Origin of the sequence: Nitrospira sp. (assembly GCA_030653545.1) — a bacterium.
GTDB lineage: Bacteria > Nitrospirota > Nitrospiria > Nitrospirales > Nitrospiraceae > Nitrospira_D.
Window position 1 is genome coordinate 203244 of the sequence record JAURZE010000026.1, and the last position, 22178, is coordinate 225421.

Consider the following 22178-nt stretch of genomic DNA (forward strand, 5'->3'; position numbering starts at 1 on the left):
CTGGTTGCCGTCCTCGGCGGGATACTCTGGCTCTGGATCGACCCTGAAAAAGGTCTCTCGCAAGAGAAGTGCTGAGTACTGCGTCCTGAGTCGAGCCTACTCAGCACTCAACACTGCCCCAAGGCCTTGCCTCGAAAGCGGCGCCCCTGCTACATTGCACGGCTATGACTATGCAATTTCAAAAGAAGGATCCTCGCGCGACGATCGTCACCAAGTTCGGCGAGATCAAGATCCGCTTTTATCCGGACGATGCCCCGCGCCACGTGGAGAACTTCATCAATCTGGCCAAGATGGGTTTCTTCGACGGCACCACGTTTCATCGCGTCGTCCCCGGTTTCCTCATTCAAGGCGGCGACCCCTTCAGCAAGAACGCCGACAGGACGACGCACGGCACCGGTGGCCCCGGCTACTTTCTAACCCCCGAGCCGAGCGATCGCCCCCACAAACGCGGCGCCGTCTCGATGGCGAAGATGCCGCGCGAGAGCAACAGCACGCGCGACTTCAACGACAACGGCTCGCAGTTTTTTATTTGCGTGGGAGATAACAGCGGACTCGACCGGCGCTATACCGTGTTCGGGGAAATCTTTCGCGGCATCGAAGTTCTGGATAAGATCGTCGCCGCCGCCCGTGACGCTGCCGACAACCCGCTGGATCCGATCACGATGACCGTGACGGTGAAAGAGTGAAGAGCTGATGGCTTATAGTAGGAAGTGAGAGAGCCGCTCCTTTCCCCATGCACTCTCCCACCGGAACAACCTGATCACCTGGGCCATTCTTCGCTATCCATGCAGTTCCAGTCCCTACTGAGAATTTTCCGCTAACGTTCTTTTCGAGCCGCCAGATAGCCCGCGTTCAACACGCTATAATCTGAATGTGGTTTGGCTTGGACTATCTTCGCCATACATGCTGTTAGTGTCTCTGCAGGCACATTTCTCTTTGACCGATGGTCCATCTTGTCATCCATCATCATACTCACCATGGCGATCAGGAACGCCTCCGCGCTGACGGAATAGATCCCAATGGACAAGGTGATTAGGCCGAGGTGCGTAGCGGCTCAAGGCGATCGATCTCGCTTGCTTTTGAGCTGTGCATCGCATGCCAAAGATCCCAGTCTAATTGCAACCCCAGCCAAAAGTCTGCAGACATCCCTATGACACGCGCCAGTCGAAGCGCGGTGTCTGACGTGACCGCCCGCTTGCCACGGATGACCTCGTTCAGGCGTGGAAACGATATCCCAAGACGAGCCGCGACTTCCACCTGCGTGATGCCAAGCGGCTTAATGAACTCTTCCAACAGCATCTCCCCAGGACGAGTGGGAGGCCGATGAAGAGGCAAGCGTCGGCCAACAAGCTGTTTCGAAGCGTGGGATCGACCGGTCACGCGTAGGCTGTCAGTGGTAATCCGTGATTTCAACTTCCCAGGCATGACCATCCTCCCATTCAAAACAAATTCGATATTGATCGTTGATCCTGACGCTGTGTTGCCCGACCCGATCCCGGCGTAACCGCTCAAGCCGATTTCCCGGTGGCACGGCCAACTCACTCACCACTCGCACTCGATTAATCTGATCCAGCTTCCTCCTGGCGATGCGCCAGAGCGTCCTTGGGCACACTTTTCTAGCCGCCGAAGTATCGAGGCCATCAAAAATGTTCTCCGTACCCTGCCTTTTAAACGACCGTATCACGAGATCCATTATAGCGACATGCGTGATAGCTCCTCAAGAGCTTCACGAGCTGTCCGCGCAGGCATAAGGGATAACAGCGGACTCGACCGGCGCTACACCGTGTTCGGGGAAATCTTTCGCGGCATCGAAGTCCTGGATAAGATCGTCGCCGCCGCCCGCGACGCCGCCGACAATCCGATTGAGCCGATCACGATGACCGTGACGGTAAAGGAATAGCGTTCTCTGAACTTTAGTGCGCGCCTGCACGACCGTGCATCTGCGCACCCGACTTCTCCTCCTTGCAGGACACTTCCCATCAACCAACCTCCGCGGCATCACAGCGAAACATCGTTTTTCACTTTTTCATCGGGAATCAGTGCCTGGATTGAAACGGTACTGTTCTTGCTGAGGCTTGAGACCAAGTCACTTTTAAGGCGTGAGGTGTCATGGACTCGATACCCATACTCATCGCAATCGCGGCTCCGCTGCTCGCCAGCGTCCTGACGGTCTTATTCGGACAGCTGCTCGGCGAGCGAGTTGCGAACATCAGCATCGCCGCGTTGATCCTCTCGACCGGAACGGCGCTGCTGTCTTTCTATCAGATCCTCAATGCAGACCCGCTCGTGCTTGCCCTTCCAGGGCTGCCGGCGCTGCTGACCCCTACGATACTCGTCGATCGCCTTGCCGGAATCATGATGGTCCTCATCAGTGTCGTGAGCTTAGTGATTCACGTCTATTCCCGGCAATATATGCAGGGCGATCCCGGCTATACCAGATTCTTCGGGCTGCTCAGCCTGCTGACCTTCGTGCTCCTGACCCTGGTCACGAGCGGGCACCTCTTGTGGCTCTTCCTTGCCTGGCACACCGTGACCTGGCTGCTCGCCACATTTATTTCCTTTAACCGCGCCAGCGCCGCGGCCCGCCGAGCGGGACGGACAACCCTGCTGGTCCAAGGATTCGGGGATATCGCGCTCCTGCTGGCGATCGTGGCGCTCTATGCAGCCTTCGGCACGCTCGACCTGACAACGTTGTTCCATGCGCTGGATGAGATGCCGAGCCGTCCGACCCTCTGGACCGGAACCCGGTTCGAACTGGATGCGATCACGACCGGCACGCTGCTGCTCGTCTTCGCGGTCATGACCAAGTCCGCACAGTTTCCGTTTCATATCTGGTTGCCCGGCACGATCGAGGCCCCGACCCCCGTTTCGGCGATGCTGCATGCCGGCATCGTGAATGCCGGAGGATTTCTGGTGAACCGCCTGGCGCCGCTGTTCGGCCAGTCTCCGACCACGCTCTATATCTTGTTCGTGGTGGGCGCGCTCACCGCCTTGATCGGCGCCTCGACCATGCTGACCCAATCGAGCATCAAACGCACACTCGCCTACTCGACCATGGGGCAGATGGGCTATATGGTTATGGAATGCGGCCTGGGCGCCTTCGCCCTCGCCATCTTTCACCTCTGCGCCCACGGTCTTTTCAAAGCCACGCTGTTTTTGAATTCAGGCGATCACATCCACAAGGCGAGAACCGAGTACAAGCTGCCCGAGCCTCGCAGGGTCAGCGACACGCCGAGGTTCTCGTTCGTGCCCTGGGGAACCGGACTCGCCATCACGCTCATTCTGCCGCTCCTGATTCTGCTGATGACCCACGGCCTGGTCCATATTTCCCTGTTCGAATCACAGAGCACCATGATCTTTCTGTTCTTCGCCTGGGTCACCTCGGCCCAGGCCATCTTCAGCCTTTACCGGCTGAACGTGGCCGCCTCCTGGAAAGTCTCGCTCATGATGCTCGCGACCCTGACCTTCATCGTCCTCACCTATCTCTGGGCCGGGGACGCCTTTACGCACTTCCTCTATCCGGCGCCGGCCCATGTCGCCGCCTATTTCCAAGCGGCCGCCTGGCACGAGGGCCTCTTCGATGCCGTCATCGTCGCGTCAACCCTGATCATCATCGGAGTCTGGATCCTGCTCTACGGCAAGGCGCACGGCTACCAGCCGATGCTCCCCACAGGATTCACCACTCTATACACGCGCCTCTACGTGGGGTTCCTCGCCGGCCTCTATGTCGAGGATCTGCTGCGGGCCCTGCGCCCGGGGCTCAAACCGTTACGTGCGGCATCTCGTCGGCCGCCCGGCTGACAGAAAAGATTACAAGATTCGAACGGGACATCACCGGCAGATCGAGCGCCGGTGTAGACAAGCAAGATGAACATGCGACAGTTTGAACCGAGGAGGAAATCACCATGAGAGGCCTGACACTGCATCCGATGAAAGAAATCAAGATCATCGTGCAAGGCGACCAGTTGAAGTTTATCACCGAGCTGTTGGACCGGACCGGAGCCACCGGTTATACGATCATCAACAATATCTCTGGCAAGGGCCATCACGGCTTTCACGAGGGGCATCTGCTGTTCAACGACACCAGCAGCCAGGTGATGGTGTTCACCGTCGTACCCGAAGACAAGGTGGAACCGATTCTGGCCGGCCTGGGCCCGCTCTTCAATCGGCATTCCGGCGCCATGTTCGTGACCGACGTGGCGGTCAGCCGGCGGGACCATTTTGCATCCAAGTGAGCCGACCGTTCGGCCGGAATCTCTCCCCTTCTCTCGACGGCTTCCTATTCGACTCGGTATACTGTGGCGGCACGTGACCGGGTCCGATACTTACCCCAAGCCCGATTCGTAGGTAGCTCGATATGCCGCCCGCACAATCCGGCAGTTCCCGCGAACCTGCCGTAGCAAAACCGGAAGTCGCCGCCGCTGAAATCCTGGCATGGGTCAGCGACTGCATCGAGGGTGGGCTCTGTCTGATCGCGCGCGGCATATTGATTTTCGAAAATGCGCAATTCGGCGAATTGGTGGAAACCCCGGCCAAGGAAGACCTTGCTCCATCGAAGTCCGGCGGCTCCATGCGAGCACGGCTATTCGCCGACGCGCTCGCATGGAACAAGGAGTCGCTGGGGACTCGCGGGACCAGGACCTATCACCTGACCCATCGTGACGGACAGCCACTGATTTATGACTGCCGATTCAACGTGGTCCCCTACCACGGAGATACCGGCGTGCTCCTCGTCCTGCAGAACGTGACGGAGCGGACCGTCCTCGAGCATGAAGCCTCCCAGGTCGCCCGATTTCAAACGGTGCTGGCCCGCATTGGAACCCTGGCCGTCAGCGACGCCTCGGCTCAAGACCTCATGAACGAGGCCGTGCGACATACGGCACAAGCGCTGGGCGTCGAGCTCTGCAAGATCCTGATCGCGAGGGAGTCCGACGATCACCTCGCCGTCGTGGCGGGGATCGGCCTCGAAGAGGAGCTGATCGGCAAACTGACGATCGAAGGCGGCACGCATTCACAGGCCGGCTTTGCCATTCGCGAGCGCGTGCCCGTGGTCGTGCGGGACCTCCGGAATGAAACCCGGTTTACCCCTTCGAAGCTCCTCACCGAACATGGCGGCGTCGCCGGCATGTGCGTCCCCATGCTCGTCGAGGACCGCGTCTACGGCGTCATGACGGCTCATTCGAAACAGGTCAGAGACTTCACCGGCAAAGAACAGGAATTCCTCTGCGCCGTTGCGAACACGGTTGCCACGGTCCTGGAACGGCGGCGGCGGGCCGACACGCAGCGGGATCTCTATCACCGGCTCTTCATGTCCGCGCAGGACGGCATCATGCTCACCGACACCGACGGCCGCATCCTGGAATGGAATCCCGCGCTCGAACGGATGACGGGCTGGCGTCGCGAAGAGGCCCTCGGGCAGCGTCCCGGCATCTTGAAATCCGGCAAACATGCGCCGGAGTTCTACGATCGACTCTGGCAAGCGATTCGCGCAGGCCAGGCGTTCGCCGACCGCTTTGTCAACCGGCGCAAAGACGGGTCCGAATTTCTGGTCTGGGAAAGCGTCAGCCCCGTGAAAGACCGGGACGGCACCACCCAATTCTATATGGCCATCCTCACCGACTTGAGCGAACGGGAACAGATGCTGGAAGCGCTGCGCCATACCGAACAGGTCAAGCTCGTCGGACAATTGGCCGGAGGGATCTTGCATGAAGTACGCAACCCCCTGATCGGCCTCGGCAGCCTCGCCACCCATCTGGCCGAGCAGAACCAGCTCCCCCAGTCCGCCAGAGACCGCTGCCGTCTTATCGCGCGCGAGGCGGCGCGGATCGACGAACTGCTCGAATCGCACCTGGGACAGCTGCGGCCGCGGCCGTTCGATCTCCGGCCCTGCGATCTGCCCTCGCTCATCGACGACACGCTGGCCCTGCTCCGTCCCAATCTGTCCAAGCAGCGCATCGCCGTCCGGAAGACGATTGCGAATAACCTGCCGATGGTCGAGGCCTCGCGCGCCCATCTTCAGCAAGTGTGTCTGAACATCACGATGAATGCGATCGACGCCATGCCGGACGGAGGCGAGCTGGAGATCACGATCGGGCCTGAAACCAAGCGCGGCGCCGGGGTGCTCCTCCGCTTCTCGGACACCGGCAAGGGCATCGCCCCGGACAACTTACAGCGGATTTTCGAACCCTTCTTCACCAACGGCAAGGCCAAGGGCGTCGGGCTCGGGCTGACGATCACGCATGACATCGTCGAGCGCCATGGCGGGCAGCTGTCCATCAGCAGCCCGCCTGGCAGCGGCGCCGTGGTCGATGTATGGCTGCCCGTTGGAACACGAGGCCTCGCATGACCTGGCAACTCTTACTGGTAGAAGACGAACCCTCGGTGCGCGAGGCCTTTGCCCTCCGGCTGAGCGATCAGGGCTATATCGTGCAAACCGCCGGCTCCGGAGAAGAGGCGTTCGCCCTGCTGCGCTCGTTTGAACCGGACATCCTCATTCTCGACCTGGTCATGCCGAACCTCTCGGGGCTCGATGTGCTGGCCCGGGTCAAACAGACATCCCCCCATCTGCTGGTCATTCTCTTGACGGCGAGGGGAACGGTCAAGGATGCCGTGGAGGCAACCAAGCTCGGCGCCTTCGACTTCGTCGCCAAGTCTATCGATATGGAAGACTTGCAGCATGCGCTCCGCCGCGCCACCGAACTGCTCACCCTGCAACGCCAGGTCCGGTTACAGAGCGGACAGGACGCGGAACGGTATGCGCTGGATCGGATTATCGCCAGGAGCCCCGTTACCCAGGCCTTCCTGAGTCAGCTCCGGGAACTGGCCAACACCGACCGGGTCACCGTGCTGCTCCAGGGCGAGACCGGCACCGGCAAGCAGTATATGAGCCGCGTGATTCACTACAACAGCGCCAGGGGACAGAAGCCCTGCATCGAGGTGGACTGTCCGTCGATCCCCCGCGAGCTGTTCGAAAGCGAATTGTTCGGGCATGAAAAAGGATCATTCACCGGCGCCCTGGGACGAAAGGCCGGATTGATCGAGATGGCCGAAGGCGGAACGGTCCTCTTCGACGAGATCGGCGACCTGCCGCTCCCGTTACAGGCCAAGCTGCTCCGCGTCATCGAAGAACGGACCCTGCGCCGCGTCGGTGGGTCGGCGACCATCCCCGTGGATGTCCGGTTCATGGCGGCCACCAACCGCAATCTCAAAGAGGCCGTGGCCAAAGGCGAGTTCCGCGAGGATCTCTACTTCAGATTGAACGTCGTCACGTTGACCGTCCCGCCGCTGCGCGAACGCGGGGAAGACATCATCCCCCTCGCCGAACAATTCATGGCCCGCTCCGCCGTCGCCCTCAAAAAGCCGGTGCGCATGATCGGAGAGAGCGGCAAGGCAGTCCTGCGCCGCTATGCCTTTCCCGGTAACGTTCGCGAATTGGGCAACCTCATCGAGCGGGCCGTGCTGTTCTGCCCCGGCGATTCGCTCGAAGCCGGGAATTTTCCAGCCGATGTGCAAGCCGAGCATTCCGCGAGTCCCCGCACGAGGCCCCTCCACGCGCCGGAAGCCCCCGCGCCGGACGACCCGAACAACGTGCACCTGACGTTTCGACTCGGTGAACAGTCTCTCTCGGATTTGGAAGACCGCATCATCGCCGAAGTCCTTCGGCGTTCCGACGGCAACAAAACCCTTGCGGCCAAACACCTCGGCATCACCCGCTGGATGCTGGACCGGCGCCGGAAACCGTAGCTCCACCAGAAGCTGAGCGCTGGCGCACTGCATCGCCAATCCAACCGTGCACGCACGCACCTGATAGCAGATATCGCTATCTCCATTTCAAGCCATAGAGAGCCGCACCCCTCAATTTCCTATGAAATCACACACCACCGGACGACCTGACCGCCATGAAAATCGGGACCGGCGATTGCATTGATCCGGCATCGACGCGCCAAGCGCAACGATAAAGAGCCGATGCGCTCTCAGCGACACGGCACGAGTCCAATCTGGAGGCCGCGATGAATCTGAGGCTCACAATTCTCGTCTTGACCCTAATCGGCCTGCTCGTCCACCGCCCGGAATCCGAAGCCGCCCCCCAGGGCCATCCGGCGCCACAGCCCTCCGCAGCAGCGGATCATGTGATCCTATTCGTCCTGGAAGGGGTTGACCGGCAATCCTTGAAGACCGGACCGATGCCTGCCCTGTCGCGTCTGGCCAAGGAAGGAGCCGCGACCTGGTCGGCCGGTACGGTCACATCCTCAAGCCGTCTCCCCGCAATGGCCTCGCTCCTCACCGGACTTCCCGTGGAGAAGCACGGCATTACCTGGGACACCTTTGAATTCAGCCGGGGATACCCACGCCCCCCGACAATCTTCGATTACCTCGATCTCAGTGGGGGACGGGACAGCGCCATCTTCTTCATGGACGAGTCGCTCTACCAGCTGGCAAAACCGGAACCCTACACCGACTATCAGGTGTGCGGACCGCTCAAACCGGAATGCAGCCCGGATCGGCTGGTGTCCTACATCAAGCAGTACATCAGGAAGGCGGACAGCGGACAAGGGTACGGGCATGCGATTCTGGCCCTGCCGCACCTCCTCGTGGTGCACCTGCCGGACGGGGCTCGTGCCGGCATCGAACACGGCTGGTCTTCGGGGTCCTATCGCACCGCGCTCCGGTCGGTCGATCAGGCGATGGAGTCGGTCCTGACGATTTTTAAAAACCACGGACTGCTCACACGCACCACGGTATTCGTCACGTCGTTGAGCGGGACCGGCGCGGCTCCAGGACAATCGACGACGGCCTCAACGCTCGTCCCGTGGATTGCCTCCGGAGCCGGGATCAAGCACGGACATGCGATTCACCAGCCCGTCTCGATCGTCGATACCGGCGCCACGGTGCTGCGAGCCTTGCGACTTGAGACACATACCGAATGGGACAGCCGCGCGGTCGAAGAAATCTTTCGCGACGCACCCGGCGTCGCCACGATTGCGACGAAAGGACGATAGGCGCCTATGACTGCATTCCTACACAAACGGTCCATCAGGGAAACCACCGCGCTGGTGGCCGGCATCCTCACCAGCCTGCTGGTCTGTGCCGACTGGGGAATTCCGGCAAAGGCGGAACCACCCGAGACGGCCGAACAAAAGTATGCCATTACGATCGATGCCACGGCGATCGTATCGCAAAGCTGGTGGCACGTGCCGGGCGCGACCCCGTCCATCTGGACGTCCGACATTGAAACGTCCGACGCCTATCGGACGACGGATGCCCGGGTGCTTCAGCTAAAACCGGGCCGATACAAATTTATCAGCTTCACCTTCGATTTCCCCTTTGACGTTACGCCGGCGGGTATGGTGGACTATGCGCCGGCGCTCAATCAATGCGTGGATGGACGGGGCACGCCAACCCTGATCGTGCGCTGCAAGCGGACCTACCCTCACGGGGGGAAGCCGGAGTACTCACTCGCTCCATAAGGAAAGAATCGAGGCGCTATGCACACCTATCTCAGAATGTGTCTGGTTGTTTTGCTGGCGGCGATGGGGACCACGCTGCATGACAGCGGATTAGCGGAGGCCGGACAGGCGCAGGGGAAAGCCCGTACAGACGAATCGGCCCGCCTGGCATTGCGATACGCCGAAGCCTTGGCAGCAGGCCGCGCCGAGGACTGGGCGCGTCTCGACTTAGGCTGCCTCAGCCGCTTGCGCGCACAGGCAGCCGGTTCGCCGGACGCTCGGGCACGGATCGCACGCACCTGCTACGACGACACCGTGAACGCCTATCGGGCCATGATCGAAGACACCGCCGAGCCGGGTGTGCTCGGACCGACTGCGCGCGGGCGCGGCCTCGGCCTGCTGTCAGAAACCCATCGCCACGCCAGTCTCTGGAAAGACTATCCACCCGCGCTCTTCCTGTCGCCCACCGCGGTCCGGTCAAGCCTCAAGACGCCTCCGACGGTCGAACTCCGCACCGTCTCCCCGACACGTCCCATTGCCATCGGGCAGGGAACCGCCACAGCCTCGACCGTCGGCGGCACGCTGGTCGAATTGGCCGTTACCTACCCGGATCCCTTCGCCGCGCCCATCGCCCTGGCGCCCAATGAGGTTTGGTGGGCCAGCGGATCGGCTCGCCGCTACCAGCCGGTTCACAGCGTCGTCATCCGGCTGGTCGTCGTCAGCAATCTACGCCGCCTCGGCTACGCGGAAGATCGCGCCGTCATCAACGAAGTTCTTCCTGACGCGCCGCGCATTCCCGCCACCTCATACGGCATCAACCCGACCGACGCATCGCGTCAGCCGGAGATCAGAGGACAGTTCGTCCTGGGCACCGCCCAATGGTGGACGCGCGCGTTGGCGGGCGAGCGGTATACCGCCGTGCTCAAGCAAGCGGAAATGACCGCGGACAAGCAGGAGAGGCGGGCGCTGTTGGCCTCCCTGTTGTTCCTCGATCCCACCGACCCTCAGGTGAACGGCGAGCTGGGCACGCTGGCATTCGAGACCTTTCTCTTCGAAGGACTGGCCAAGTCCGGGATCAACGCGCCTCATGAAGCCATGAAGCGGCAGGTGGCGGAGCTCTACTGGAATCTGCAGGCGCAAACATGGCGCCAGGAATTGACCGACGTCGCCCTCGGGCATTCACCTGCAGCGGAAGCCTTTTATGCCGCGTTCCAAGCGCTTGAAGCGGCCGTCGGGACCGGAACTGCGTCACCGGAGTTACAGCGTCAACTGGGAGTGCTGCACCGGTGGAATAACGATGTGCCGGCGGCCCTCGCACTCCATGAATCCCTTTTGCGCGCCATCAAGCCAGAGGATCTGCCCGCACGCAGCCGGCTGCTTGCGGACCTCGCCTGGGACCGCATTCAATGGGTAAGCTGGGAGCGGCGCTATGATCATCCCTGGCTGCAGCAGGCTCAAGACGAAGCGCGCCAGGCGATGGAACTGGCCAATACGCCGATCGCGCGCTTGGTCCCGGCGCAAGCCTTGCTTCTCGGCGAGGCCCTGGCCTTTACCAGAACGCCCGATGGCCTGCAGGCGCGCCTCCAGGCGGTGAAAGACCATCACGAGCGTCTGAGCGGCGTGACCGGCTTATGGCCCTACCTCGTCGGGAACGACGTGGTCAAGGCGTTGGTTCCGGACGGCCAGCGCGTCACTCTGCCCACCCCGGTCCGCGCACCCGATGTGCTCAATGTCGAAGTCCATGCCAAACCGCCGCAGCAAAATATCGTCTGGCAGTGGAACTTCGAGCAGGACACTCCCGAATCAGTGCCGACGGGATTCGTCGCGCTCAGTACGCCCGGGGCGGACGCCTCAGGCTGGCGCGTGCAGGCCGACCGTCAGCTCCCCGTGGGCAACAAACTGGTCGTCCAGGACCGCCCCTGCGGAACCAATGACTGCGCCCATCTCCTGTTGGCCGAGCGCATCCGGACCACCTATCCGGACGCCACCGTGCAGATCGCCGAACTGTCGCCGGGCAGCGGCGGAGAAGCCGGGATCGCGCTGGCGGTCCTCGACAACAAGAACTTCTATTCGGTCACGCTCAATCCCTCCACGGGCAAGCTGACCACGAGGCGCGTCACCGACGGCCGTACGACCGTGCTGGGGGAAATCGCCGTAAAGCTCGCCCCGCGTCCCTGGCACAGCCTGCGGGTTCAACGGATCAACTTCCTTCACCTGGATCGCGGGCGCCTGAGCGTGTTTGTCGACGGCGCCCAGGTCGCCGCCGTGGCGGACGAGTGGATCACGCAAGAGGGATCGATCGGACTGATTACCGTGGGACAGACAGCGGCGCAATTCGACGGACTGCATCTGCTCGATCTGGTGTCGAATCGCACGCTCTCCGGGCCGGCGGCCTATTGAAGAGGAGGATGCCCGTGCAGCACCTGAGAGCGCTGGAAGATCAGAGCGTCTATATTCTTCGTGAAGCCTATAAGCACTTCGACGACCTCGCCATGCTCTGGTCGATGGGCAAGGACTCGACGGTGCTGTTGTGGCTGGCTCGAAAGGCGTTCTTCGGTCACGTGCCCTTTCCGCTCGTGCACATCGATACCGGCTATGAAATGCCGGAGTTGATCGACTATCGCGATCGACTCGCCAAAGAGTGGCGCCTCGATGTCGTCGTCGGCCAGAACCGCGAGGCCCTGGCCGGCGGCATGAGCCCGGACCAGGGCCGTGTCACCTGCTGCACGGCGATGAAGATCGAGGCGCTCAAGCAGACCATTGCGAAACATAAGTGGACAGCGGTAATTCTGGGGATCCGCGCCGACGAGGAAGGCACGCGGGCAAAAGAGCGTTATTTTTCACTGCGCGACAAGCACGGCGAATGGGACTTCCGTGACCAGCCGCCGGAACTGTGGGATCAATACAAGACGACGTTTCCCGCCGGCGCGCACGTGCGCGTGCACCCGCTGCTCGACTGGACCGAGTTGAATATCTGGGAATACCTCGAACAGGAACAGGTTCCCCTGCCGGGGCTGTATTTCGACCGGGGGGCAGGCACCCGGTATCGCAGCTTGGGTTGCGTGCCCTGCACGGGGACCGTCAACTCCTGCGCCAACACGATTCCACAAATCATTACAGAGTTGCGGACCACGACGACCGCCGAACGGTCCGGCCGCGCGCAGGACGAAGGGCGCGGGATGGAAACGCTCAGGAAATTGGGCCACATGTAATCCGTCCCTCCTCTAACGCAGCCGAACCCACTACCGTCACCTGCTAATGCCAATCCATACCGTGCACACTTGCACTGACGTGCGTCCTCGCACTGACGAATAGACTTGCCCATTGCACAATCCACAGCCACACGGATTCGGCTCATCTATTCTTTCTGAAATTCCCTGCAAACACCGCAATCTCTCCACCGCCGAATGATCGGCCTCATTCTTGCTGAGCCATACGGTCATCACGGGGGGGACTATGAACCGCACACACCATTACACTGACGCCGACCGCATGGAGTTACGCTCGTACGTGAACCTGGCAGGAGAAGTCGTGGCGCGCCTCTGGCCGATGCGGACATTCATCTCCCGCAACCCGCTGCAGGGGCTTGAACACCTGCCCTTTTCCGAAGCCGTCCAACGAGGGACCGAGCTGTTCGGCGGAGCCGGCTATCTCTCGCCCCAGCTCTATCGTGAGGCCCACCGTGCGGGACGTATCGCCGACAATGCCATTGACCAGGCGCTGACGCCACTGGTGCTCGATGATTCCGTACAGTTGGGACACCGGACCCTGTCGCATCGGGAGGTCTTACGGGCGGCGCTGATTCACGATATCGACCTGTCCGATATCCTCACGCAGACATCATCTCCCGCCGAGATGGATGCGGAGGGGCCGCTCACGATCTTGAACGCCTGGATGGAGCAACTCCCGTCTGCCCGTCGGGGAGAAGAACACGAACGCCGGATTGAGACGCCCTCCGAGGAATGGCCCTTTCGGGAAACCTTGGCCACCTGGTGCGACCGCACACTCGGCACCCGGCTCGTCGAACGGATAGACCGCGAGATGATCAAGTGGTGCGTTGCATTCTGCGACGAAGGGGAAGCGGCCTGGTCGATGCCCCATCGGGAGGAGACGTTTTTCCGAGCGTGGAAAGCGTCGGCGCAGCACGACTGGACGCTCTCGCTGATGGGTATCAGGCAGCGGGCGGAGAAGATTCGGGCGCTCTCAGACCGTCCGGAAGACGCCCTGCTGGAATCCCTCGATCTGATGCAGATCCCCAAGATCTTGTGGCAGGAATATCTGGCCCTGCACCTGACGGCGCTACCCGGCTGGTCAGGCTTCATCAAATGGCGCGCCGACCAGACATCGGATCCCTGGCAGGAGGCCTATCGCATTGACCTGGTGAAATATCTTGCCGTCCGCCTGTTCTACGAGCGCGAGTTGGCTGCACTCGCATGCCGTTCAGCCCTCGGCTGCCCGGGGGATTTCCAGGCGATCCACACCTTTTTACGCCGATTCCCCCATGCATTCTGGTTCAAGCGTGTCCTGAACGCAGGACGGGCTCCCAAACAAGCCGTCGCCGAGGCCCGCCGCCTCCGCCGCCAGTGGACAGCGGCGCGCGCAGAGGAATGGGAACAGGCCGGGCAACAGTGGTACGCCCAACAGCGCAGTACTCGGCAGGCCCACTCGGCCAAGACCATCACAGAGGCCCTCGACCTCCTGGCCGAGAAGTTGGGCATTGCCGCTGAACAACTCGCAGACACCTCCCCTGACGTACGCAAGAAACTGACGAATTGGCTGCGCGGATTCCCCGCCCCAGAGCGAAACAAGCGATGGCTCATCGCAGCCGAACTGACCGCCGAACGGACGGTCCTCGCGAGACTGACGCCGGCCGAATCACACAACGCACAGACGAACTCCTCTGCTCCCGCAAGACCCTTGGCGCAGTTTGTGTTCTGCATCGACGTCCGATCTGAGGTGTTCCGGCGCCGGCTCGAGCAGCGCGGCGGCTATGAAACGTACGGCTTTGCGGGCTTCTTTGGCCTGCCCATCTCTTACCGATCTCTCGACGAGCCGCACGAGACCGCGCTGTGCCCGGTCCTCCTGAAGCCTAAGCACGTCTTGCGCGAAGTGCCCCGCACCTATGACGGCGACACGGCCCAACGTCGAAAAACCACGGCCTCGGCGGTGAAAGCGGGACAGGAGCTGCTGCACGATCTGAAGCATAACGTCGTCACCCCCTATGTCATGGTCGAGGCGGTCGGATGGTTCTTCGGCTGGTCGCTGCTGGGCAAGACGCTCTTCCCCCGCTGGTATCACCGGATCGCAGCATGGGTCGAACGCACGCTGGTGCCGCCCGTGTCCACGTCCATGACGGTGGACAAGCTTACCGGCTCCGAGGCCCAAGAGATGTTGGCGGCCGAGCAACGGTTGAGAATCTTGCGGTGGCTCAGAACGCACCACCGGGTTGAAGGGTCCCTTCTTACACCTCAGCGGCTGGAGCACATCCGCTTGCAGGCGCTGTCCGACGAGCCTCCCTCCCCGGTGATCCCCGGCGATCTCGGCCACCTGCTGGTTCTCAGCCCGGCCCAAGAAGCCCTGGTCCTCGAGGATCTCCGGCGCGACTGCCGCATGACGGGATTCGACAACGCGGCACGGATCGACCGCATCACCCGCACCGGATTCACCCCCAGCGAGCAGGCGTACTATGTGGAAACCTCGCTGCGATTGATGGGGCTTACCTCCTCATTCGCGCGGCTCGTCTTTCTCTGCGGGCATGGCAGCACCTCTCAGAACAACCCCTACGAATCGGCGCTCGACTGCGGCGCCTGCGGCGGCAGCCAAGGCCTGCCCAACGCCCGGGTGTTTGCGACCATCGCCAACAGGCCGCAAGTTCGAGATCTCCTGGCGAAGCGGGGCTTCGTCATTCCCGGCGATACCCATTTCGTCGCGGCACGCCACGACACCACCACCGACCGTCTCTCCGTCGGCGACCTGGAGGACGTGCCCTCCACACACCGCAAGGAGTTAGCCCAGATATTGGAGGACATTGCGATGGCCGGCGCCGAGGCGGCTCTGGAACGGTATGCGAGACTACCGGGCTATGCGGCGGATCCGGTGCGGAGTACTGCGCTTCGGGCCATCGAACGGCGCGGCCTCGACTGGGCTCAAGTCCGTCCGGAATGGGGACTCGCGAGAAACAGCTGGTTCATTATCGGAAACCGCCGCTTAACGACCAGTCACAATCTGGAGGGCCGCGCGTTTCTCCATTCGTATGACCATGCGGCCGATCTGGACGGCAAATTGCTCGAAATCATCATGACGGCGCCGTTGATCGTGGCCCAATGGATCAACAGCGAATATTATTTCTCCACCGTGGCGCCCGAAACCTATGGAAGCGGCAGCAAGGTGTACCACAACGTGACCGGCCGGATCGGCGTCATGACCGGCAACCAGAGCGATCTCCGCATGGGACTACCGGTTCAGTCGGTTATGAACGGTGCCATGCCCTATCACGACCCGCTGCGTCTCACCGCGATCATCGAGGCGCCCCGGTCGCGAGTGCAGGCCATCATCGCCAGACAGCCGCTGCTGGAGACGCTGTTTCATAATCACTGGCTTCGGCTGGTCGTGCTGGAGCCTGCAACGCAATCCTACTACCGCTACAACGGCGCAGGCGGGTGGGACATCGTCACGGTAGAGACCGCCGATCAAATCGCAGGCGTCGAGGTCGGGCAGGCGTAAGTCGTTCCGGACAGCCGGAGTTGCGCACGAATGAGGGAGCGATGCCGGACAGAGAGTTGAAGAAGGATCCGCCATACTGGGCCGTCGCCTTCTCCTCGTACCAGGAGATCACGGATTTTCTTCGCGAACTCGAAACCGCCTGCATGCTGCGTGGCCGGCCCTCGGATGGCACCGTGAATTTCGGAGCGATCGCCAGGAGTCTTCAGGCGCTCGATCGTCCGGATCGAGCCTACCGGTCCGTGCACATTACCGGCACCAACGGCAAAACCAGCGTGTGTCGCATGACGGCGGCGCTTCTCCAGGCCGGCGGCATGAAGGTCGGACTCTACACCAGCCCTCATCTCGGGCAGTTTCGGGAGCGGATCTCTATCAACGGGCAGCCCCTCGGCGATCAGGAACTGGTCGATGCCTGCAACCGTCTTAAATCGCTGATGGACTGCGCCGGTGTCTTGATGAGCCCGTTCGAATTCCTCACCGTGGCCGCCTTCTTCGCATTCCGCGCTGCCAATGTAGATTATGCCGTGGTGGAAGTCGGGATCGGCGGGAGAGCGGACGCGACGAACGTGATCGCGCCGGAGGTCTCGGTCATCACGAACGTGGACTACGATCACATGGAGATCCTCGGAGACACCCTCGAACAAATCGCGACGGAGAAATCCGGGATTATCAAGCCTTTCACCCCGGTCGTGTGCGGGCCCATGCAGGACGGGCCTCGGTCGCTGGTGCTCTCCCGCGCGGAGCAACTGAAGGCGCCGGTTTTATCATTCGGACACGAATACGACGCCACCGACTTCGTCTGTGCCGGCTATCAGGGAACGTGCACGATTCGAGTCGATGACACCACCTGGGACGGAATCCCCCTCGGCTCCCCGGCTGCGTTTATGGCCACCAACGCAGCCCATGCGCTGGCGGCGTACGAGGTTCTCCGGCGCCGCGGGCTGGTCGCTGCATTGGATGCTGCCGCGATACGCCAGACCTTCGAGCACGTTCGGCTGCCAGCCTGTTGCGAAGTGCTGACCGGAAATCCGACGATCGTCATTGATGGGGCTCACAATGCATCGGCGGCCGCCAATCTCTCCTCGACGATCCGAAGCATCCGTGCCAGCCGCCGAACGGTCCTGCTCGTCTCGCTCCCGCGAGAGAAAGAGATCGACACAATCATCCGGCATCTGGCCGGTGCAGAAGCTGACCGAGCCATCTTCACCCGGTATCCCGAGAACCGCGCGGCCGCCCCTCAGGATCTTGCCGCTATCTGGCGAACCTACACGCCGGCTGCGGCGGAGATGGTGAACGATCCCGCTGATGCGTTTCAGAAGGCCGTCCAGGAAGCAGGGCCTCTTGGGCTGGTGGTAGTCACCGGCTCCTTGGAACTGGGGGGCTATTGCCGCCCCCTCGCCCAGGCGGCGCAATCTCATGTGGTGGCATGACCACCCAACGGCAGGCTGGGCCTGGCGACACGTGGCGGCGCACACCACGTGTCCTCATTATTGACGATGATGCCGGCTATCGGGCGCTGCTGGCCGACATGTTTGCTGATTGGCAGTGGGACGTCTTTGAAGCCTCCTCAGGCCGGGAAGCCTTGGACACCCTGGAGCGCCATGCAATCAACCTGGTCCTCTTGGACGCGGCATCGCAAGGGATGGCCTGCGCCGACGTCCTCGCTGCCATTCGAGTTCGACCGCACGACCTTCGCATCATCGTCATGGGGACCGTGATGACGGAGAAGTTGCGCATCGACTGGCGAAGCCGGGGCGCGATGGATTGTCTCGTGAAGCCGATCGAGCCCCGAACTCTATCGGCTCTGCTCGTGGCGTTCGCGCCCCCGTCAGGGTTTGCGGATAGTTGACACGCCGGAGGTAACAACCTGTGCTGGCTTGAAATGGGGGAAAGATGAGTGACAACACACAACACTATCGAGGAGTCCCTATGAGTCGATCCATGAGTCTGTGCCGGAGACCGTGGGGCATGATGGCTTTGTGCATCACGCTCGGAGTTGCCGGCTTTCTTCAGGAAGGTGGCGCTTCCGCTCAACACATCATGCTCCAACCGGATCATGCAACCCCCGGATCGACGGTGGTCGTGAGCGGCAAGGGGTTGGGCGCGTTCAAATCCGTCCAGTTCAATAAAGTCACGTTTGCCGGGGTGCCGGCGCTGATTCAGCGCTGGGAGTCCGACCTGGTTGAGGTCAAGGTGCCGTTCAAGGCGACGACCGGTCCGGTCGAGATGATGATCGGGAAGAAGACACTCTCCGCCGGGACGTTCACGGTGGTGACGCCGCGTATTCAGTCCATCACCCCGACCGAGGCCGAACGGGGCACAATGGTCACGATCACCGGCGAGCATTTCGGCGCCACGGCCGGCGCGCGCGATCCCAATACGATGTTCGGTGTGAACGACGTGGTGATCGGCGGCGTGGTGGTGCGGCCGCGTCGGTGGAAAGACGACCAGATCGAGGTCGAGATTCCCACGAATGCCGCGCCCGGGGACGTCGTCGTGCGGTTGGCCTCCTCCGATCCCCTCCCCGATGGCTCTTGCTGTGCGCCGGTGGAATATCTGGCGAGTAACGCGGTGGCGCTTGCGCTGGTGCCCAGTATCCGGGTCGATCCGATGCACGGGCCGGTCGGCACCAAGGTGGTGTTGTTCGGCCAGGGATTCGGCACCAAAGGGGCCGAGGATGCCGTGGTGATCGGAACTAGTCTCGCCACGATTGCCCAGTGGAAAGACGATGTGATCGTGGCGCATGTGCCGCTCGGGGCCGACACCGGGCCGCTGGTGTTGAAACGGCAGGGCAAAGACCGGGCGCTGGGGACGTTTACCGTCCATGTGCCCAAGGCCCTGCCCGTGGCGCCGGCCAGTGCCCCGATCGGCACGCTGCTCCGGATCAATGGCGAGCACTTCGGGTTCTACTCCGAAAGTGGCTCCACCCCCTACAGCTTCACGGACTTCAACAAGGGTGAGAATCGCGTCGAGATCGGCGGCGTGCCGGCGGTGATCTACCGGTGGCACGACGACCGCATCGATGTCTGGGTGCCGTTCAGCGTGAAGAGCGGGCCGGTCAGAATCTACCGCAGTGCAACGAAGCCGAAGGCGGATGGGTCCTGCTGCCAGGAGCGCGGCGAACTCGTGACGGAAGCCGGCATGTTCACCGTGGTCACCCCGGTGGTGGACTCCTATACGCCGAAGTCCGCCGGGTTGGACGATCTGGTGACGATCAAGGGCAAGGGATTCGGCACGTTCCTGAAGACGGCGGAGCATACCGGGCTGGAATTGAGTCAGAAGGCGTATAAGCGGCGGCTGGATGTGGAGATCAACGAGCCGGATTCCGGCAGCACCGTCATCTCCAACGTCTCGCGGACGGAGGTGCTCTTTAATGGCGCGGCGGCCCTCGTCCAATCCTGGACCGATACCGAGATTGTCGTGAAAGTCCCCCATCGGAACCTCTACGGGATCGGGAAGCGCGGGGCGTTCTTCGACGATCTCTCGACCGGGCCGCTGGTGGTCCGGCGGGGCTCGTGGGATGTGTTGCCGGACGGCACCTGCTGCTCGCAGAAACAGTGGCTGACCATTGAGGCCGGGTCGTTTACGATCGAAGCCAAGGGGCTGCCCGACAAAGGCTATTGGGAGAATAACCGCCCCGATGCCAGCACGAGTCAATAAAGCTAACCGTGAGGGGTGACAGGCGAAACGAGGGAGGGCATACGATTGAACGGTGACACCATGAGTGCGCCGACGCAACATCCACTCCCCCCCGCTTGCAGGGCAGCATAATGGCGGCGGCGACAGTCCTTCCTGCCTCAAATCCGGAGTCGATTCGGATAGCCGGCGCAATCATCCGCCAGGGAGGACTCGTCGCCTTCCCGACGGAAACTGTGTACGGGCTCGGCTGCGATGCGCTGAATCCAGAGGCTGTGGCGCGCGTCTTCGAGGCCAAGCAGCGGCCCCATTTCGATCCCCTCATCGTGCACATCGCGGACCGGGCGACGCTGGAGTCACTGACACCGTTCGTATCGACGCGCGACCACCGGCTCATCGATGCCTTCTGGCCAGGTCCGCTGACGCTCGTGATGCAAAAACGAGAACAGGTTCCCGATCTCGTCACGGCAGGGCTCCCTACCGTTGCCGTCCGGATGCCGTCTCATCCGGTGGCACGGGCGCTGATCCGTGAAGCGGAAGTTCCAATCGCCGCCCCCAGCGCCAATCCATTCGGCTACGTCAGCCCAACCTGCGCCCAACATGTGGTGGATGGGCTCGGCGATCGTATCGACCTGATTCTGGATGGAGGCCCCTGCCCGATTGGCGTGGAGTCCACCATCGTGTCGATGGTGGGAACCTGGCCGGAACTCCTGCGACCGGGCAGCATCACGCTTGCGGATATCCGGGAAGTCATGGGACCGGTTGTGCGAGCCACTGCCGGCCGGACCGTGGCCGCGCCGGGCCAGCTTCCCCGCCATTACGCAACCCGCACTCCGATGACGGTTCTGGCGGCCCCGGAAGTCAGACCCATTCTGCATGCCCATGAGCGCGCCGGCCTGCTGGCCATGTCGACACCAGGCCATGGGGACGAGAGGTTCTGTGCGATCGACGTGCTCTCGGCGTCGGGCGATCTGCGGGAGGCCGCGCGGAATTTATTCGCCGCCCTGCGGCGGCTGGATGCACTAGACCTCGACCGTCTGTACGCCGTGCCCTGCGAGGATCAGGGCCTCGGTCTGGCGATCATGGACCGGCTGCGACGCTGTGCGGCACCGCTCGACTGACGGCGGTCGTGCCTTCACGGCAGAGGCCCCACAGAGAGCAGTACGGCCGTCCAAGAGGAGCGACGCTGTTGGAGAGGAGCCATTTGAGACGATGCATAACGAGTCATTACAGCGACAGGAATCCCTTACAGCGGCAGTTCGCAAGGCGGTGTGCCAGTTTCAATTGGAGTTCATGGGAGGGAGTTTTGCCGAGCACATTCGCGTGACCATAGCCCCCGATATGCCCGACATGATGGTGGTGCGGTCGCACGGTGTCCTCCCAACGGCTGAACAGAAGCTCATCCGTACAGAAGAAGGCCGGGCGCTAGTGAAACAGCTGTATCAGACTCTGTTTGCGCAACAACGCCATGTCCTGGCCAAGGAAGTGGCAACACTCACGGGCATGGAGGTGGCGGATGTCTTGACGGATTTTTCCGTCTCCACCGGTGAGCAGGTGATGGTGTTTCTGTTCGCCTCACACGACAAGGACTGACGGGATGAGAAGGAAGGCCACACACGCTGCCGCTCTACACTCACAGAAGCCCTGTGAAAGCGGCGATGGCGCATCCCGGGGGCTGCTGCCGTCCGCCGGGCAGGGATTTCCGCCCGTCGTGTTCTGTGACGGCAAAACCCAGCAAGAAATTGTCAGCCTTGCGCGAAAGGTGCTGGCTCAACATCAGCATCTCCTGGTGCCTCGCGTTGCACCCGAGGTCGCACGGGCCTTGCTGCGATTGCATCGCCGAGCCGTCTATCACGAGTTGTCCCGCGCCGTCACGATCTATCACCCGACACGGAGGCCAAGCGGAGACGTATTGATCGTCACCGCCGGCACAGCCGACACCCCGATTGCGGAAGAGGCCCGGGTCACGGCCGAAGTCTTGGGAAGCCGGGTTGAGGCGATCTGCGACGTGGGAGTGGCGGGGTTGCATCGAGTCCTTGCCCGCCATAGCAGGCTCATGCAGGCCCATGTCGTGGTGGTGGTGGCCGGTATGGACGGGGCCCTTCCGAGCGTCATCGGCGGACTGGTTAACTGTCCCGTCATCGCAGTCCCAACGAGCATCGGTTACGGGGCTAACTTTGGCGGGATCGCCCCTCTCTTGACCATGCTCAATTCGTGCGCCTCCGGCGTGGGGGTCGTGAGCATCAATAACGGATTTAGCGCTGGCTGTCTGGCCCATCGCATCAATGTGCTGGCCAACGAATAGGGAGCGCCTGTTGCCGCATTTGCCGACAGATACCGCATCACCCCATCCCTGCCTCACCATCACGGCTTGGA

Annotated in this window: 18 protein-coding genes; 17 read left to right on the forward strand and 1 reads right to left on the reverse strand. The window is 62.0% G+C overall.

Going from position 1 to position 22178, the window contains the following annotated elements:
- Window positions 1-170 precede the first annotated feature (170 nt).
- On the forward strand, window positions 171-686 hold the full coding sequence (locus Q7U39_13970) for a peptidylprolyl isomerase (protein ID MDO9119061.1): 516 nt from the start codon (window positions 171-173) through the stop codon (window positions 684-686).
- A gap of 346 nt (window positions 687-1032) precedes the next feature.
- Here the strand turns inward: Q7U39_13970 and Q7U39_13975 are convergent, their stop codons facing one another.
- A complete protein-coding gene (locus Q7U39_13975) occupies window positions 1033-1425 on the reverse strand; it encodes a HigA family addiction module antitoxin (protein ID MDO9119062.1) in 393 nt (130 codons plus the stop codon).
- A 277-nt stretch (window positions 1426-1702) separates the two neighbouring features.
- On the opposite strand from Q7U39_13975, the gene Q7U39_13980 reads away from it, so the two are divergent.
- From Q7U39_13980 to larB, 16 genes are all read left to right on the forward strand, one after another.
- A complete protein-coding gene (locus Q7U39_13980; protein ID MDO9119063.1) occupies window positions 1703-1900 on the forward strand; it encodes a peptidylprolyl isomerase in 198 nt (65 codons plus the stop codon).
- 209 nt (window positions 1901-2109) lie between these two features.
- On the forward strand, window positions 2110-3801 hold the full coding sequence (locus Q7U39_13985) for a proton-conducting transporter membrane subunit (protein ID MDO9119064.1): 1692 nt from the start codon (window positions 2110-2112) through the stop codon (window positions 3799-3801).
- A 104-nt stretch (window positions 3802-3905) separates the two neighbouring features.
- On the forward strand, window positions 3906-4235 hold the full coding sequence (locus Q7U39_13990; GenBank protein ID MDO9119065.1) for a DUF190 domain-containing protein: 330 nt from the start codon (window positions 3906-3908) through the stop codon (window positions 4233-4235).
- 122 nt (window positions 4236-4357) lie between these two features.
- Window positions 4358-6346, forward strand: a complete 1989-nt coding sequence (locus Q7U39_13995; protein MDO9119066.1) for a PAS domain S-box protein — start codon at window positions 4358-4360, stop codon at window positions 6344-6346.
- The gene (locus tag Q7U39_14000) at window positions 6343-7743 is read left to right on the forward strand and encodes a sigma-54 dependent transcriptional regulator (protein ID MDO9119067.1); all 1401 of its coding nucleotides are present in this window, start codon (window positions 6343-6345) and stop codon (window positions 7741-7743) included. Before Q7U39_13995 ends, Q7U39_14000 begins: the two co-directional genes overlap by 4 nt.
- A gap of 266 nt (window positions 7744-8009) precedes the next feature.
- Window positions 8010-8999 carry an alkaline phosphatase gene (locus Q7U39_14005; GenBank protein MDO9119068.1) on the forward strand — a complete coding sequence of 330 codons (990 nt, stop codon included), beginning with the start codon at window positions 8010-8012 and terminating at the stop codon, window positions 8997-8999.
- 6 nt (window positions 9000-9005) lie between these two features.
- A complete protein-coding gene (locus Q7U39_14010) occupies window positions 9006-9467 on the forward strand; it encodes a hypothetical protein (GenBank protein MDO9119069.1) in 462 nt (153 codons plus the stop codon).
- 18 nt (window positions 9468-9485) lie between these two features.
- Window positions 9486-11846 (forward strand): hypothetical protein, encoded by a 2361-nt coding sequence (locus Q7U39_14015; protein ID MDO9119070.1) that lies wholly within the window; start codon window positions 9486-9488, stop codon window positions 11844-11846.
- An 8-nt stretch (window positions 11847-11854) separates the two neighbouring features.
- Entirely contained in the window at window positions 11855-12658 is an 804-nt protein-coding gene (cysD, locus tag Q7U39_14020) for a sulfate adenylyltransferase subunit CysD (protein ID MDO9119071.1), read from the forward strand.
- Window positions 12659-12902: 244 nt separating this feature from the next.
- Window positions 12903-16169, forward strand: coding sequence for a DUF2309 domain-containing protein (locus Q7U39_14025; GenBank protein ID MDO9119072.1), 3267 nt, complete (start codon window positions 12903-12905; stop codon window positions 16167-16169).
- A gap of 41 nt (window positions 16170-16210) precedes the next feature.
- Window positions 16211-17596 carry a Mur ligase family protein gene (locus Q7U39_14030; protein ID MDO9119073.1) on the forward strand — a complete coding sequence of 462 codons (1386 nt, stop codon included), beginning with the start codon at window positions 16211-16213 and terminating at the stop codon, window positions 17594-17596.
- On the forward strand, window positions 17593-18015 hold the full coding sequence (locus tag Q7U39_14035; protein ID MDO9119074.1) for a response regulator: 423 nt from the start codon (window positions 17593-17595) through the stop codon (window positions 18013-18015). The genes Q7U39_14030 and Q7U39_14035 overlap by 4 nt, the downstream gene beginning before the upstream one ends.
- Window positions 18016-18095: 80 nt before the next feature.
- Window positions 18096-19826 (forward strand): IPT/TIG domain-containing protein, encoded by a 1731-nt coding sequence (locus tag Q7U39_14040; GenBank protein MDO9119075.1) that lies wholly within the window; start codon window positions 18096-18098, stop codon window positions 19824-19826.
- Window positions 19827-19936: 110 nt separating this feature from the next.
- On the forward strand, window positions 19937-20923 hold the full coding sequence (locus Q7U39_14045; GenBank protein MDO9119076.1) for an L-threonylcarbamoyladenylate synthase: 987 nt from the start codon (window positions 19937-19939) through the stop codon (window positions 20921-20923).
- A 91-nt stretch (window positions 20924-21014) separates the two neighbouring features.
- Window positions 21015-21395 carry a Na-translocating system protein MpsC family protein gene (locus Q7U39_14050; GenBank protein ID MDO9119077.1) on the forward strand — a complete coding sequence of 127 codons (381 nt, stop codon included), beginning with the start codon at window positions 21015-21017 and terminating at the stop codon, window positions 21393-21395.
- Window positions 21396-21399: 4 nt separating this feature from the next.
- Window positions 21400-22107, forward strand: coding sequence for a nickel pincer cofactor biosynthesis protein LarB (larB, locus tag Q7U39_14055; GenBank protein MDO9119078.1), 708 nt, complete (start codon window positions 21400-21402; stop codon window positions 22105-22107).
- Window positions 22108-22178 lie beyond the last annotated feature (71 nt).

What these genes read in the sequence shown, in the direction of transcription:
- Q7U39_13970 (MDO9119061.1), top strand. Translation starts at nt 171, where the DNA reads ATGCAATTTCAAAAGAAGGATCCTCGCGCGACGATCGTCACCAAGTTC.
- Q7U39_13975 (MDO9119062.1), bottom strand. Translation starts at nt 1,425, where the DNA reads ATGCCTGGGAAGTTGAAATCACGGATTACCACTGACAGCCTACGCGTG.
- Q7U39_13980 (MDO9119063.1), top strand. Translation starts at nt 1,703, where the DNA reads ATGCGTGATAGCTCCTCAAGAGCTTCACGAGCTGTCCGCGCAGGCATA.
- Q7U39_13985 (MDO9119064.1), top strand. Translation starts at nt 2,110, where the DNA reads ATGGACTCGATACCCATACTCATCGCAATCGCGGCTCCGCTGCTCGCC.
- Q7U39_13990 (MDO9119065.1), top strand. Translation starts at nt 3,906, where the DNA reads ATGAGAGGCCTGACACTGCATCCGATGAAAGAAATCAAGATCATCGTG.
- Q7U39_13995 (MDO9119066.1), top strand. Translation starts at nt 4,358, where the DNA reads ATGCCGCCCGCACAATCCGGCAGTTCCCGCGAACCTGCCGTAGCAAAA.
- Q7U39_14000 (MDO9119067.1), top strand. Translation starts at nt 6,343, where the DNA reads ATGACCTGGCAACTCTTACTGGTAGAAGACGAACCCTCGGTGCGCGAG.
- Q7U39_14005 (MDO9119068.1), top strand. Translation starts at nt 8,010, where the DNA reads ATGAATCTGAGGCTCACAATTCTCGTCTTGACCCTAATCGGCCTGCTC.
- Q7U39_14010 (MDO9119069.1), top strand. Translation starts at nt 9,006, where the DNA reads ATGACTGCATTCCTACACAAACGGTCCATCAGGGAAACCACCGCGCTG.
- Q7U39_14015 (MDO9119070.1), top strand. Translation starts at nt 9,486, where the DNA reads ATGCACACCTATCTCAGAATGTGTCTGGTTGTTTTGCTGGCGGCGATG.
- cysD (MDO9119071.1), top strand. Translation starts at nt 11,855, where the DNA reads ATGCCCGTGCAGCACCTGAGAGCGCTGGAAGATCAGAGCGTCTATATT.
- Q7U39_14025 (MDO9119072.1), top strand. Translation starts at nt 12,903, where the DNA reads ATGAACCGCACACACCATTACACTGACGCCGACCGCATGGAGTTACGC.
- Q7U39_14030 (MDO9119073.1), top strand. Translation starts at nt 16,211, where the DNA reads ATGCCGGACAGAGAGTTGAAGAAGGATCCGCCATACTGGGCCGTCGCC.
- Q7U39_14035 (MDO9119074.1), top strand. Translation starts at nt 17,593, where the DNA reads ATGACCACCCAACGGCAGGCTGGGCCTGGCGACACGTGGCGGCGCACA.
- Q7U39_14040 (MDO9119075.1), top strand. Translation starts at nt 18,096, where the DNA reads ATGAGTCGATCCATGAGTCTGTGCCGGAGACCGTGGGGCATGATGGCT.
- Q7U39_14045 (MDO9119076.1), top strand. Translation starts at nt 19,937, where the DNA reads ATGGCGGCGGCGACAGTCCTTCCTGCCTCAAATCCGGAGTCGATTCGG.
- Q7U39_14050 (MDO9119077.1), top strand. Translation starts at nt 21,015, where the DNA reads ATGCATAACGAGTCATTACAGCGACAGGAATCCCTTACAGCGGCAGTT.
- larB (MDO9119078.1), top strand. Translation starts at nt 21,400, where the DNA reads ATGAGAAGGAAGGCCACACACGCTGCCGCTCTACACTCACAGAAGCCC.